10 protein-coding genes and 3 pseudogenes are annotated in these 14160 nt (G+C 40.9%); 3 read left to right on the top strand and 10 right to left on the bottom strand.

Going from position 1 to position 14160, the window contains the following annotated elements; translation table 11 throughout:
• Positions 1-199: 199 nt before the first annotated feature.
• The 7 genes and pseudogenes from gnpA to ASU35_RS15200 all read right to left on the bottom strand — a co-directional run bounded on the left by gnpA (position 200) and on the right by ASU35_RS15200 (position 7766).
• Positions 200-2356 (bottom strand): 1,3-beta-galactosyl-N-acetylhexosamine phosphorylase, encoded by a 2157-nt coding sequence (gnpA, locus tag ASU35_RS15220; protein WP_058353835.1) that lies wholly within the window; start codon positions 2354-2356, stop codon positions 200-202.
• A gap of 289 nt (positions 2357-2645) precedes the next feature.
• Positions 2646-2918: a hypothetical protein gene (locus tag ASU35_RS20815; RefSeq protein ID WP_479714991.1), complete on the bottom strand. Its 273-nt coding sequence runs from the start codon at positions 2916-2918 to the stop codon at positions 2646-2648.
• Positions 2904-3020, bottom strand: a pseudogene (locus ASU35_RS20970) (alpha-amylase family glycosyl hydrolase); the annotation flags it as partial. The gene ASU35_RS20815 and the pseudogene ASU35_RS20970, both read right to left, overlap by 15 nt.
• Before the next feature lie 75 nt (positions 3021-3095).
• Positions 3096-3473, bottom strand: a pseudogene (locus ASU35_RS20810) (alpha-amylase family glycosyl hydrolase); the annotation flags it as partial.
• Between the two features lies 1 nt (position 3474).
• The gene (locus ASU35_RS15210; RefSeq protein WP_058353833.1) at positions 3475-5163 is read right to left on the bottom strand and encodes a glycoside hydrolase family 13 protein; all 1689 of its coding nucleotides are present in this window, start codon (positions 5161-5163) and stop codon (positions 3475-3477) included.
• A 14-nt stretch (positions 5164-5177) separates the two neighbouring features.
• Positions 5178-5297, bottom strand: a pseudogene (locus ASU35_RS20965) (carbohydrate ABC transporter permease); the annotation flags it as partial.
• 384 nt (positions 5298-5681) lie between these two features.
• Positions 5682-7766 (bottom strand): elongation factor G, encoded by a 2085-nt coding sequence (locus tag ASU35_RS15200; RefSeq protein ID WP_058353831.1) that lies wholly within the window; start codon positions 7764-7766, stop codon positions 5682-5684.
• Between the two features lie 256 nt (positions 7767-8022).
• Between ASU35_RS15200 and aroF the strand changes: the two genes are divergently transcribed.
• Genes aroF through aroA form a run of 3 tightly spaced genes read left to right on the top strand, consistent with a single transcriptional unit; the run spans position 8023 to position 11481 of the window.
• Entirely contained in the window at positions 8023-9036 is a 1014-nt protein-coding gene (aroF, locus tag ASU35_RS15195; RefSeq protein WP_058353830.1) for a 3-deoxy-7-phosphoheptulonate synthase, read from the top strand.
• Positions 9037-9054: 18 nt separating this feature from the next.
• Positions 9055-10167 (top strand): prephenate dehydrogenase, encoded by a 1113-nt coding sequence (locus ASU35_RS15190; RefSeq protein WP_058353829.1) that lies wholly within the window; start codon positions 9055-9057, stop codon positions 10165-10167.
• 18 nt (positions 10168-10185) lie between these two features.
• Positions 10186-11481, top strand: coding sequence for a 3-phosphoshikimate 1-carboxyvinyltransferase (gene aroA, locus ASU35_RS15185; protein ID WP_058353828.1), 1296 nt, complete (start codon positions 10186-10188; stop codon positions 11479-11481).
• 222 nt (positions 11482-11703) lie between these two features.
• On the opposite strand, the gene ASU35_RS15180 is transcribed toward aroA, so the two are convergent.
• From ASU35_RS15180 to ASU35_RS15170, 3 genes are all read right to left on the bottom strand, one after another.
• Positions 11704-12207 carry a GreA/GreB family elongation factor gene (locus tag ASU35_RS15180; RefSeq protein ID WP_058353827.1) on the bottom strand — a complete coding sequence of 168 codons (504 nt, stop codon included), beginning with the start codon at positions 12205-12207 and terminating at the stop codon, positions 11704-11706.
• Positions 12182-13147, bottom strand: a complete 966-nt coding sequence (locus tag ASU35_RS15175) for a diacylglycerol/lipid kinase family protein (protein ID WP_058353836.1) — start codon at positions 13145-13147, stop codon at positions 12182-12184. Before ASU35_RS15175 ends, ASU35_RS15180 begins: the two co-directional genes overlap by 26 nt.
• A gap of 153 nt (positions 13148-13300) precedes the next feature.
• On the bottom strand, positions 13301-13924 hold the full coding sequence (locus ASU35_RS15170) for a hypothetical protein (protein WP_058353826.1): 624 nt from the start codon (positions 13922-13924) through the stop codon (positions 13301-13303).
• Positions 13925-14160: the final 236 nt, after the last annotated feature.

Below are 14160 nucleotides of genomic sequence, written 5' to 3'. Positions count from 1 at the left end.
TTACATAAATCATCCAAAAATCTTCTCAAATTGTTCTTGACATATTACCAGAATGCTTTCTCTTGCCTAAGGTCTTGTACAATAAAATATATGTGGGACAAATAGAAATATGCCGTTAATTTCATACCGAATAAAAAATCCGTTATAGTAAGGAATTTATTCCCTACCATAACGGATTTTCTATTTATATTAATAGTGGTTAGCAGCTATACCATCGAATCTCATTTGCTTCCATTTCCAGCGGATAGCTTTCTCCATTGATAGTATAAACCGTTGTTTTCTGCGGCTCATAGGTATTATTTACAACACAGTATTTTCCGTTTTCCGGATAAGCGTGAACCTCTACGTTATAATTTTCACTGTACCAGGTCTTTAATTTCTCCTCACTATGGGAAGCCCATAAGACAGCACGGAAAAACAGGCGGTTATTGACAAAGCTATAGGGCAGTCCGCTGATATAGACCGCACGGCCCTTGCCAAAATCATTGACAGCCAGCTGTACCTCCTTTTCCTCTCCCCAAAGAACCTCTGCCCCCTCCAGAGCATAGATTCCCTTCATACCTTCACCAAAGTCAATCGTTTCTCCGATATCCTCAGTGATAAAATGGCTATGGATTTCCCAGTTATATTTATCATAGCCCAGAGTAAAGCCAGTTTCTTTTTCTACACCAAAAACATTAGCAAGCTGTAAGAAATGACCATTCGCCTGATGTCCAGTAGGCTCACCTATACCAATGATGCCGCCACCATTGTAAACAAATTTCTTCACTGCAGTTACGATATCTGCATCACACCACCATTCTCCGCCGGTATGAGCAGTATCCGCATCTCCTACGTTTACCAGAACATCTATGTCCTTTAAAATATCCGGATTTTCCTTGATGTCATCGAAGCTGATGAATTTTACGTCAAATGGTGCCCCGGAAAGAGCTTCGATTACCCCTGCATAGGAATAATTCTTTTTGTGATAAATCGCATGATGTACCATATGGCAGCCCCAGGCCCGCATCTTACCCCAGCAGTTTAAAACAGCAACCTTTTTCACACAATATGGCGTCCTTCCCTTGATATTTTCATATAAGGCACGGAATTCATCTCCTACACTTTCTACATAATCCACAAACTCAGGGAAATCTGCTGCCAGCTTCAAATAGCCGCCATAGCCGATTCTATCAATTGGCTTTCTTAAAATAGCCCGCCGAGCTGTTACCCAGTTAACCTTTGCTTCCTTCACCGGGTCACCGCCCTCATGGAAGGTGTCTGGGAAGAAATACGGAAGAAAACGGCCTTCCGTGTATTTTACACCCTCAATATCACTAATCAGACGCAGGGTTGGTCCATTTCCGACACTTCCAACAACAGCATCCAGACCAATCGATGCAAATTCCTCTAAAAATGGCTCTGTTCCAATCCAGTGGTCTCCCAGGAACATCATAGCTTCCTTGCCATATTCATGGGTAATATCAACCATTTTCTTAGCAATTCTTGCCACCTCACGACGCTGAAATGCCTGGAAATCTTTAAATTCCTTTGTCGGAATCCGATACTGATTATTATAATAGCCCTGGTCGATAATAAACTCCGGACGGAACTTATAGCCTGCCTCTCTCTCAAACTGCTCCAGAATATATGGACTTACAGATGCAGAATAGCCGTACCAATCCACATATTTTTCTCTCGCCAGCTCATCAAAAATCAGGGTAAACTGGTGAAAGAAGGTAGTAAAACGAAGTACATTCACATACGGATGCTCCTCAATAAATTTTCTTAACCGCTTCATTGTAAAATCATGAGTTTTAGGCTGACGGACATCAAAGGTCATCTGATGCTCCACATCCTTCCAGTCATTCACAACAGCATTATACATATGTACCGGGTCCCACATGATATAAGCCAGAAAGCTTATTGTATATTCATGAAATGGAACCGTTTTTATTGTTACATCTCCGTTTTCCTCTGAATAGCTCCAGCCATCGACATCTACAACCTCTCCCGTTGTCCGGTCTACAACCTCCCACCAGCGTTTGATATCATCCCGGCTGTTCGGCTTTAACATGTCCGGATACAGCCCCTTCATCAGATGAACGCAAAGAATATCGCACTCTGCTGTATAAAATGGTGTCATTAAATACATCTGCTGGATTTCCTCGGGATTTTCCATTGCCCAGGCATTATCTTTTCGGGTTGTATAATAAGTAGAATAAATTTTTAACCCAATCTCTCTTAATTCCTTCGGAAATTCTGTTCCATCACAATCTCTAACTGCATCCGCACCCCACTTTTTAATCAGCTCTAATGTCTTGTCCACCACATCCACATCGGTAGGTATTGTTAAGCGTCCCTTTGTCTCACTCATTTTCTTCTCCTTTCGTCCATTGAAGCTCTTGCTGATTTCTTGCTTTTTCTATTTACTCTTAGCATCATGAAAGATCATTAATCCTCAGATTACTCACACCGAGACCTCTTATTCTTCCCACCCACTGGAATATATCACCCTGGGTATCGAAGGGATTACCTTTGCCCTTCATCAAAAGACAGATTATGCCTTGTTTTTGAGCGGACCTGAGACAGGAGGTCGAATGTAAGAGCTATAATACCACACTCTTTTCATATCTTAAAAATCAAAATAACCTACAAACCTTCCCTTATTCTACTTCCATAACAACTGCCTGATAACCACTTAAGACTATTTTTCCGTCCTGTTCTTCTACCTTATCATTTGCTAACAAAATATGTTTTATTCTTCCCGGCAATACCACTGCTTGTGTCTCATTCTGATAATTTGCTGCTATAAACAGCTTCTTGGTTTTTGTCTTTCGCAGATACGCCATCAGATTCTTTTCCGGCAATGCACATGACTCAAATGTACCATATACAAAAACCTCTTTGTATTCCTGATTTTTGCGTAATGCAATCAATTTCTGATAAAATGAAAATAAAGAGTCATCCCGATTAATCTGTGCCTTTACATTAATTGTTTTACAATTTGGATTGACAACCATCCATGGTTTTCCCGTCGTAAATCCTGCATGTCATCCCACTGCATCGGTGTACGAGCATTGTCCCGGCTATATTTTTTCACAACCTGCAGTGCCTTTTACTTCTTTATTTTCCCAGTTTAAGTCCGGTTGTTTTTTATGAAAAAGATGCATATAGTATTTATCCGCATGTCCAGGAAGCGGCTCCCACACACTACCACCAAAACAGGAAATGGTTTACAACAAGATCCATCAGCACATACATATCACGTTTTTTTGCTTCTGCAATCAGCTCGTCCATATCCTCCATTGTGCCAAACCGGGGAGCAATGCTGTAATAGTCAGAAATATCATAGCCTTGATCTACCAGCGGCGTTGTAAACACAGGAGACAGCCATAAAAAAGTAAGTCTCCGATCCCATCACCATTGGAATCAAGAAAACTCTTCGGATATATCTGATAACCAATCTTATCATGCCACCACTGTTTCTTCATCCTATACCTCCGACTTATAATATAATACCAATGCTTCATACGGATACAATTCCTGTATCTTTCCGTTGTCTCTTCCATAATTTGAAATCAGTACTTCACAGCCATTTTTTTCAAATACTTCCGGCATTGTAACTGCCTGCAGCTCTTTTGTAAAATTGCATATAACAAGCATTTGTTCTATATCCAATGCTCTCCTATACACATAAAGATTAGGATCATCCGGCAACAATAGTTCATATAAACCATATACAATGATTGGATATTTTTTGCGAAGTGCAATCAGCTTCTTATAATAATGAAATACCGAGCTTGGATTTGCTACCTGTTCCTTTGCATTGATCTTTTTATAATTAGGGTTTACTCCAATCCACGGTTTTCCTGTTGTAAATCCCGCATTCATACTATCATCCCATTGCATCGGTGTGCGTGCATTATCGCGACTTTTATATTGCAGGCAGGAAAGCATTTCCTCTTTATCCATACTATGCATTACTTCTACCAGATCATGATAAGCATTCAAGCTTTCAATATCTCGAAACTGACTGATGTCCTCAAACTGTCGGTTTGTCATCCCAAGTTCTTCTCCCTGATAAATATAAGGAGTTCCCTGCATCATATGAAGGCAGGTTGCAAGCATCTTAGCAGAGCGATCACGATGCTCTTCACTGTCATTTCCAAAACGTGACACAGCTCGTGGCTGATCATGATTAGAAAAATAAAGACTATTCCAGGCTTTCCCCTCCAATTCTGTCTGCCACTTAGACATAATTCGTTTCAGTTCAACTAATGGCACCGGATTTTTGTTCCATTTTCCATTTATGTTTCCTATATCCACATGCTCAAATTGAAATACCATATTAAGTTCATGCTCATCTTTTCCTGCGTAACGCTTTGCTTCTTCCACAGTAACACCTGCTGTCTCTCCAACTGTCATCAGGTTATACCTTGAAAGCACTTTTTCATTCATCTCCTTCAGATAGCGGTGTACATTGGGTCCATGTACACAATATGGCGAAAAATCACCATACAATCTACCATCAGCTACTTTTCCATTTGGCATTTCTTTTGTCTTGGAAATCATACTGATGACATCCATTCGAAATCCATCAATTCCTTTCCTACACCACCAGTCCATCATAGAAAATATGCTCTCACGCACCTTCTCATTATCCCAGTTCAAATCTGGCTGCTTCGGAGAAAATAAATGCAAATAGTACATATCTGTCGCATTATCATATTCCCATGCAGAACCAGAAAAGCATGAGCCCCAATTATTGGGTGGTTCATTCCCATCTTTTCCATTACGCCAAATATAATAATCACGATATGGATTATTTATACCCTTTCTACTTTCCACAAACCATTTATGCTCATCTGATGTATGATTTACTACCAAATCCATCACAATTCGAATACCGTACTCATGTGCTGCCGCAAGCATCTCATCAAAATCTTCCATTGTACCAAATTCTTCCAGAATATTCTGGTAGTCACTAATATCATATCCATTGTCATCATTCGGAGATTGATACACTGGAGAGAGCCATATTACATCAACTCCTAATTCTTTCAAATAATCCAGACGACTTGTAATTCCTTTTAAATCTCCTATTCCATCTCCATTACTGTCCATAAAGCTACGCGGATATATTTGATATACTACCGCCTCTTTCCACCATGCACGTTCCACTTTTTTACCTCCTCTTACTTAATTGCACCATCTACCATTCCCTGCATAATCTGGTTCTGGGTAAATAAAAACAAAATAACAATTGGAATCATAAGAGAAGGTAAAAGATAATCATTCCATATCCACAAGCCATTTCTCTTTGACATTTCCAGCTTACATTTTATCAAAAATAGTTTTTCTGTGCAAGCGGTACACTTTAACCTTTTCCTAAGATGTTCTATATAAATTTTAAAAGACAAAATATCTATCATTCCACACAAAACCCTAGCCTGGTAAAGTCTATCAATCATTAGAGCTTCCCGGGCTAAGGTTTTATGTGGAACGATAGATGTTTTGGTTTTTGTATTGAAAGATTTTGGTAAATGTAAATTCTTTGATATCAAACAGGTTCTGCAAAGATTTTGCTTGCGATATTAAGGAGCGAGCTATCGCAAGCAAAACTTTACAGAACCTGTCTGCTGTATAAAAGAAGTTACAATATCAAATTATTTCAATGCGATAAACCAAAATTATATCAATTATTCACTCTCTCCATCCTTCTTACTTTCTTCAATTACCTTTGCCTGTACATCAGATGGAGCTGGCTCATATCTTGCAAATTCATAGAAGAACTCACCAATACCACCGGTCATAGAACGAAGTTCGGTAGAATATCCAAAGATTTCAGACTGTGGAATATCAGCAACAATCTCCTGCTTTCCGTTATGAAGTGGATTCATTCCTAAAACACGGCCTCTTCTCTTATTCAAATCACCCATAACGTCACCAGTAAATCGCTCTGGAACTACAACCTTTAAAGATACAATTGGCTCTAATAAAATCGGAGTTGCTTCCATAATACCCTGCTTAAAAGCAAGAATGGTAGCCATCTTGAAGGCCATTTCGGAAGAATCAACCGGATGGTAGGAACCATCTACAAGGGTAGCCTTGATGCCAACTACAGGATAGCCTGCCAAAGGACCTCTCAATACACTTTCTGCCAAGCCCTTTTCTACTGCTGGGAAATAGTTCTTTGGAACTGCTCCACCGAAAATCTTCTCTTCAAATACATATGGTGTTTCTAAATCACCAGATGGCTCGAATTCCATATGTACATCACCATACTGTCCATGTCCGCCGGACTGCTTTTTGTGCTTGCCCTGCACTCTTACTTTCTTACGAATGGTCTCACGATATGGAACCTTTGGCTTAGAAAGCATAATCTCCACCTTATAACGGGATAAAAGCTTAGAAACAACAATCTCCAGCTGCTGCTCGCCAATGCCGTATAACAGGGTCTGACGGTTTTCGTTGTCGTTTACTACCTTCAGAGTCTTATCCTCATCCATCATCTTAGCCAGAGCCTGAGAAACCTTGTCATCGTCACCCTTATTTTTAGTCTTAAATCTCAAATAGGTATATGGCTCGGAAATCTTTAAGTCGTTGTAAGCAATCGGAACTGCCTTGGTAGCCAGGGTATCACCGGTAGCCGTATTGGAAAGCTTTGCAATGGCTCCGATATCACCTGCATACAACTCCTTTACTTCAATCTGCTCCTTTCCTCTCAGCACATACAGACGGGAAAGCTTTTCCTCTGTCTCTGTTCTGGTATTATAAACAACCGCGTCCGATTTTAACACACCGGAGCATACCTTTACCAGGGAAAATTTACCGATAAATGGGTCTGCGATTGTCTTAAATACTCTGGCTGTCATCTCCTTGTTTGCATCATAGTCTGCATTGTAGGTGGTACGATCCTTTGTATTAATACCGGTAATGATGCAGCGGTTTGGAGATGGGAAATACTTTTCAATCGCCTGTAACAGCATAGTAGAACCCTGTGCATTCAAGCCTGAGCCCATCAGTACAGGAACAATACTGCAGTCAGTAACACTGCTTCTTAAAGCAGTTGACATCTCAATCTTTGTGAAATCTTCTCCATTAAAATATTTCTCCATTAAATCTTCACTTGTTTCTGCAACTGCTTCCATCAAAAGCTCTCTATATTTTTCAAGATATTCTTTCGAATAATCTGGAATTTCACATTCATCATAATCACTAGCTGTAGTAAATCTTCTTCCTTTCATTTTTACTACATTAATATAGCCAACAAACTTTTCATTTTCACGAATTGGCAGATGGAACGGAGCAACCTTCTTTCCGTAAAGCTCTGTCAGCTTCTCTACTACCTCACGGTAGCTGGCATTATCATCATCCATATCTGTTACAAAAAATATCCTAGGCAGTTTGAATCTTTCGCATAAATCCCATGCCTTCATGGTTCCTACTTCTACTCCCGCCTTTGCAGAAATAACAATAACAGCTGCATCTGCTGCCTGCAGTGCCTCCTCTACCTCCCCAACAAAATCAAAATATCCTGGAGTATCTAAAAAATTAATCTTGGTATCTTCCCAGATAATAGGAACTACCGATGTACTCATGGAAAAACCTCTTTTTATTTCTTCTTTGTCATAATCACTGACGGTATTACCTTCTTCTACCTTCCCCTGACGCTTTGTAATTCCTGTGGTAAATGCCATGGCCTCTACCAAGGTTGTTTTACCACAGCCGCCGTGCCCTAAAAGGGCAACATTCCTAATCTTCTCATATTTGTAAGTCTCCATAGTGTGTTCCTCCAATACGAATTATTTGATTTTTCAATCATGTATATATTTTACTAAAAATTTTCAAAAAATTCAATACTTTTATGCGAAATTTACAAGCTAATTTCCATTTAATTTTGCAAGCAATTTATACAATTTAATCAATTATTATTTTACATTAAACTGTAAAACTTTAAAGTTATGAAGTATTGACATTGCATTTTTTATATAGTAGAATTTAGACAGATTATATTTTACTTAAAAGGAGCGTTTTTTCATGATTATCGTAATGAAACCAGGAGTCTCCGAAGCTTCGGTTAAAAACATAGTAGATTTTATCCACTCCAGAGAGCTGGACACCCATTTGTCAGAAGGCCGGGAGGTTACAATCATCGGTGTTGTCGGTGACAAATCCAAGCTTCGTGACCAGAACCTGGAGATTTTTGACGGCGTAGATAAAATTGTTGAGGTTACCGAAAGCTATAAGCTCTCTAACCGCAAATTCCATCCACTTCCATCGATAATTAAGGTTGGGGATACCCAGATTGGCGGAGATGAGCTGATTATCATGTCCGGTCCATGTGCCGTTGAATGTGAAAAGCAGGTTATGGAAACAGCAATTGCTATTAAAAAGGCTGGAGCTCAGATTCTCCGCGGCGGTGCTTATAAGCCAAGAACCTCTCCTTATGCCTTCCAGGGTCTTGAGGAGGACGGTCTTAAGCTTATGAAAGAAGCAAAGGATGAAACCGGTCTTTCTATTGTATGCGAGGTTACCAGTCTCCATGCTATTGAAGCGGCCTGCAAATATGTGGATATGCTCCAGATTGGTGCCCGGAATATGCAGAATTTCTATTTATTAAAGGAAGCTGGAAAAACCGGATTGCCAATTCTTCTAAAGCGTGGCCTCTCCGCTACGATTGATGAATGGCTCAATGCCTCCGAATATATTATGGCAGAGGGCAATCCTAATGTTGTTTTATGTGAACGTGGTATCCGCACCTTTGAAACTGCTACCAGAAATACTCTGGATATAAGTGCAGTACCTGTCATTAAAACAAAAAGCCACCTTCCTATTATCGTAGACCCAAGCCATGCCACCGGTGTCCGCAACTATGTTGCCCCAATGGCTAAAGCTTCGGTTGCTGCTGGTGCTGATGGTCTGATGATTGAAACACATCCGAACCCGGAAAAAGCACTTTCTGATGGACCGCAGTCTCTGACCTTCACCCAGTTCGAGAAGCTGTGTGATGAGCTTCGTCCATTTGCCGCTTTAATGAATAAAACTTTTTAACTTTAGGAGGCTTCTTATATGGAAACAGACTTTTGTGCCGGTTTTATCGGCTTTGGTCTGATTGGCGGTTCTATCGCCAAGGCACTGAAAAAAGCATATCCGGCTTGTCAGCTTTATGCTCTGAATCACCATGGCACCATTCCTCATCCTTCTTTACAAAAAGCTTTGGAGGATGGCATCCTGGATGGTATTGAGACCAGTCTTGAAGAAAAGCTTATGCGCTGCCGGATTATTTTCCTGTGTGCTCCAGTACTTACTAATATTTCTTATCTAAAAAGCTTAAAACCTCTGCTGTCGAAGAATACCATCCTTACAGACGTCGGCAGCGTAAAGGGAAATATCTATGAGGCTGTACAGAAGCTTAGCATGACTGCCTCCTTTATCGGCGGCCATCCAATGACAGGCTCCGAAAAAACCGGTTATGAAAATGCAGACTCACTATTAATGGAAAATGCCTATTATATTTTGACTCCAACAGAAGACGCTTCTGCTAGGGATCTTACCTTTTTAAAAAATCTGGTAGAAGCTATGGGCTCAATTCCTATTGTTTTAGACTGCAATGAACACGACAATATTGTTGCTGCCATCAGTCATGTACCTCATATTATTGCTTCCAGTCTGGTCAATATGGTGCGTACCAGCGATGATGAGGAAAATCACATGTTTTCTCTGGCGGCCGGTGGCTTCAAGGATATTACAAGGATTGCCTCCTCTTCACCTGTCATGTGGCAGAACATCTGCCTTACCAACAGCGACAGTATTACCACCTTTTTAGACCGCTATATTGGGGAGCTTTCTTCTATGAAGGCCTTGATTTCTGAAAAGGAAGAAGCCAGACTTTTAAATACCTTCCAGGCAGCCAAGGATTACCGTGACTCCATTCCAAAACGCAGGGTAAATGCTCCAGGAAGAGTTTACGAGCTGTACCTCGATATCATTGATGAGGCTGGAGCTATCGCATCCATTGCCACACTTCTGGCCAGCAATAGTATCAGCATTAAAAATATTGGTATTTTACATAACCGCGAATTTGAAGAGGGTGTACTTCATATGGAATTTTATGAGGATACAGCTGTAGAACAGGCAGCTGATCTTTTAAAACGCCATCACTACACCATCTATCAACGATAATACAGAAATGAGGTTCTTATGAAAATAGAAAGACGAACAGGACTGAAAAAAGAGCTTTCCATTCCAGGTGACAAATCTATCTCCCACCGTGCCATTATGCTCGGCTCTCTTGCCGAGGGTACAACAGAAATTACAAATTTTCTGCAGGGAGCTGACTGTCTGTCTACCATACAGTGTTTTCAAAAAATGGGAATTACCATTGAAAATAAAGGCTTCGCCCACGCTCCCGGCACGGTTACTATCCAGGGCAAGGGACTTTACGGTCTTTCCTGCCCAAGCAGTGTTTTAGACGTAGGAAACAGCGGTACTACTACCCGTCTGATGTCCGGTATCCTGGCAGCTCAGCCCTTTACCGTAACGGTTAATGGCGATGAATCTATCCAAAAACGTCCGATGGGTCGCATTATGACACCACTTTCCCAGATGGGTGCCCGTATAAAAAGTATAAGAGATAATGGCTGTGCACCTCTGGAAATCACTGGAAGCTCATTAAGAGGAATTCATTATCAATCTCCTATTGCCTCAGCCCAGGTAAAATCCGCTATTTTGCTGGCCGGACTTTATGCGGAAGGGGAAACAGCCGTGACGGAACCTTATATTTCCAGAAATCACACAGAGCTTATGCTCCGTTATTTTGGAGTTCCTGTCTCTACCAGAGATACTACGGCACAGCTTTCGGGCATTACCTCTGACTCAGCCTCTCATTTGACTGGACGTGAGGTTTTTGTACCAGGAGATATTTCCTCGGCAGCCTATTTTATCGCTGCCGGACTTATTGTTCCAAATTCTGAAATCCTTTTAAAAAATGTAGGCATTAACCCAACCCGTGACGGTATCCTTCGGGTCATAAAGGCCATGGGTGGCAGTGTTGCTTATGAAAATAAGCGTACTCTGGGCGGTGAACCGGCTGCAGACCTTATTATCCGCTCCTCTTCCCTTCGCGGAACCACCATCAGTGGTGAATTGATTCCAGCCCTGATTGATGAGATTCCAATTATCGCCGTTATGGCCGCATATGCTGAAGGAACTACCATTATCAAGGATGCCGCTGAATTAAAGGTCAAGGAATCCAACCGTATTGATACCGTTGTCTCCAATCTGAAGGCTATGGATGTTGATATCGAAGCTACCGAAGATGGCATGATTATTCACGGTGGCAGACCACTTCACGGTGCTGTCATTGACCCAAAAGCAGATCATCGTATTGCTATGTCCTTTGCTGTAGCCGGACTGGCCGCTGATGGCACAACAGATATTCTTGGTTCTGAATGTGTCGATATTTCCTACCCGGGCTTCTGGGGGGCTTTACTGTAATTTCAGAAGATCCCCATTTGGGATAAGGTAAATACAAAGCAAAAGAGCGTTAAAATACAGCAAACGGAGATTATTGCAACGATTTCTCCGGCCAGTGCTCCTATTGATTGCTCCATGGGAGCACTGGTCACTGCTGTGGTGCCGCAAATATCGCTAGCATTGTCACCAATGCCAATGAGGTTGCACTATTCCCCAAGTGCATTAAGGGCTGCTTTAGCTTCTTCAAAACTTTCTTATCTCATCCTCACTGTCATCTGTATTTTTTTCTACCCCTTGAATAATAACATCATAACTGTAGGTATCATTAACCTTCACCGATACCCTTTCTCCGACCTTCTTTCCAAAAATTGCTTTTCCCAGAGGAGATTCAATACTGATAAGTCCCTTTAAGGAACTGCTGCGGATAGAAGTTACCAGTTTATAGGTCTCCACCTCATCATCCTCTTCTATATACAGCTTCACTATATTGTTCATACCTACCTCGTCCTCACTGGAACTATCCTCTATTACCTCTGCTGTTTTTAACATCCGCTCTAAGTAACGGATACGGCTCTCATTTTTATTCTTATCCTTTTTCGCTGCATGGTACTCAAAGTTTTCGCTTAAATCCCCATGTGCTCTGGCTTCCTTCACTGCCTCAATAGCCTCCTTACGGACTACCAACTTACGATATTCAATTTCCTCCTCTATCTTTTTTACATCATTCTTTGTCAATCGCTCTCTCATTTTCTATTTCCTTTTCAATTATTTTCTCTACCAGTCCCTTTTTTTCTGGCTTTTCCTTCGGACAGATAAACTCTACCGCTTCTCTGTGATTTTCAATGACAGCCTCCTTATAGGTACCTCCATACTCACCATCTACTGTCCAGGCTATTTCCTCTTCACTACTTAGCTCAATATGGCTTGCACGAAAGGAATAGATATGAATATCATCATGCTCCCGCATCAGAAGTCCATTGATAATCGCCTGAAGCTCTATCGCATTATTGGGCTGTTTTACTAAAACAACTTCAAAAAGTCCATCATTTAGCTTAACATTTTTACCTGTCAGCCCTTTAAGCCCTGCAACTGAATTTGAATTCGTAATCATTCCGAGAATAAAACGACCCTCTACTATACCGCCTTCATAGCTTACCTTAACATGATAAGACTCTAAATTTGCAAGCCTCATAGCTCCATCCATCAGATAAGCCAGCTTTCCAAAAACATTTTTAAAGGACTGTGGAGTCTCATAAGCTACCTGGGTAAAGGCCCCAAAAGCTGCTACATAATTAAAATGGTCATTATTCAAAGAGCCGATATCATAAGCAAAGGGCTGTCCATCAATAACATTCTGGGCTGCAACCATAATACTTTTCGGTATCTTCAGGCTGGAAGCAAAATCATTCACCGTTCCTGTCGGCATATATCCGCATGGTGGACGTTTTTCTAAAGTCATAAGTCCATCTACTACCTCATTCAATGTACCATCGCCACCAGAGCAGACAATGCAATCATAGTTTTCTCCCTTTTCTTTTACAATCTTTGTCGCATCCCTTTTTTCTCTTGTCGAAAAAATAGTCACCTCATAATCTACTCCTACAAAAAGCTCTACAATATCGGAAAGCTTGTTTTTGATAGCCGCTTTGCCGGCATGCGGATTATAAATAAATAACATTTTTTTCATAATTTTCCCCATTTCTTCTTTTACTTTCCCTGTCTCTATCATACAATTATTTTCTTGATTTCTCAATAGAGCTCTGCCCCTTAAAATTATTAAAAGAGTGTAAACTCTTTTAACTCCATAGACCTTACACTCTTTTTGATATGTTCTTTTATTTTACGCTAACTGCAATTTCTGAATTGCCTCACCATGCTCTGATACAACACCCTTTATGGCATCAATATCTGTCTGTATTGTATCTATCTGAGCTGCCTTGGACTGGTAACGGTGAAAGGTTGTGAGGTAACAGTCCTCTATGTTCTGCAACCTTGGCCTAATATCATTTTCAATCACTAACTTTATAACAACTACTTCCTCTTTCGTATCGGCTGCTTCCCTCTGAAGATGCCGGATGTCTGCTTTTACGTCCGAAATATCCTGCTTCAGCCCTGATACATCCTGCTTCAACACTGATACATCCTGCTTCAACCCTGATACATCCTGCTTCAGCACTGATACATCCTGTTTCAGCCCTGATACATCCTGTTTCAGCACTGATACATCCTGCTTCAGCACTGATACATCCTGTTTCAGCACTGATACATCCTGCTTCAGCACTGAAACATCCTGCTTCAGCCCTGATACATCCTGCTTCAGCCCTGATACATCCTGCTTCAGCCCTGATACATCCTGCTTCAGCCCTGATACATCCTGCTTCAGCTCTGATACATCCTGTTTCAAAGGATCGATTTGCGATTGCACTATATTTGATATCGCTAATAATAACTCTTTATCCTTCATCCTATCTCCCCTATCTACTTATAAGCTACAGCATACCAGAGTATAAAGTCTATTTCATTTTCAAAGTACGATCCAACTCTGGATAAGCATGACGAAACACCATAGGATACCCAAGATATGTTAATAGATACGAAAATTGTATAGCTGAACTATAACACAAAACAGCTATTCTGTCAAGATGTTAATGATTTCCTGAGCTGTCGCAGGACTGCTCTTACGCACTGTCATTAGGATGA

The sequence above is a fragment of the Acetivibrio ethanolgignens genome (genome assembly GCF_001461035.1).
Lineage (GTDB): Bacteria > Bacillota > Clostridia > Lachnospirales > Lachnospiraceae > Velocimicrobium > Velocimicrobium ethanolgignens.
The sequence above is the reverse complement of the archived record's forward strand: the minus strand, read 5'-3'. Positions and strand labels throughout refer to the sequence as shown.

What these genes read in the sequence shown, in the direction of transcription:
- gnpA (WP_058353835.1), bottom strand. Translation starts at nt 2,356, where the DNA reads ATGAGTGAGACAAAGGGACGCTTAACAATACCTACCGATGTGGATGTG.
- ASU35_RS15200 (WP_058353831.1), bottom strand. Translation starts at nt 7,766, where the DNA reads ATGGAGACTTACAAATATGAGAAGATTAGGAATGTTGCCCTTTTAGGG.
- aroF (WP_058353830.1), top strand. Translation starts at nt 8,023, where the DNA reads ATGATTATCGTAATGAAACCAGGAGTCTCCGAAGCTTCGGTTAAAAAC.
- ASU35_RS15190 (WP_058353829.1), top strand. Translation starts at nt 9,055, where the DNA reads ATGGAAACAGACTTTTGTGCCGGTTTTATCGGCTTTGGTCTGATTGGC.
- aroA (WP_058353828.1), top strand. Translation starts at nt 10,186, where the DNA reads ATGAAAATAGAAAGACGAACAGGACTGAAAAAAGAGCTTTCCATTCCA.
- ASU35_RS15180 (WP_058353827.1), bottom strand. Translation starts at nt 12,207, where the DNA reads ATGAGAGAGCGATTGACAAAGAATGATGTAAAAAAGATAGAGGAGGAA.
- ASU35_RS15175 (WP_058353836.1), bottom strand. Translation starts at nt 13,147, where the DNA reads ATGAAAAAAATGTTATTTATTTATAATCCGCATGCCGGCAAAGCGGCT.
- ASU35_RS15170 (WP_058353826.1), bottom strand. Translation starts at nt 13,924, where the DNA reads ATGAAGGATAAAGAGTTATTATTAGCGATATCAAATATAGTGCAATCG.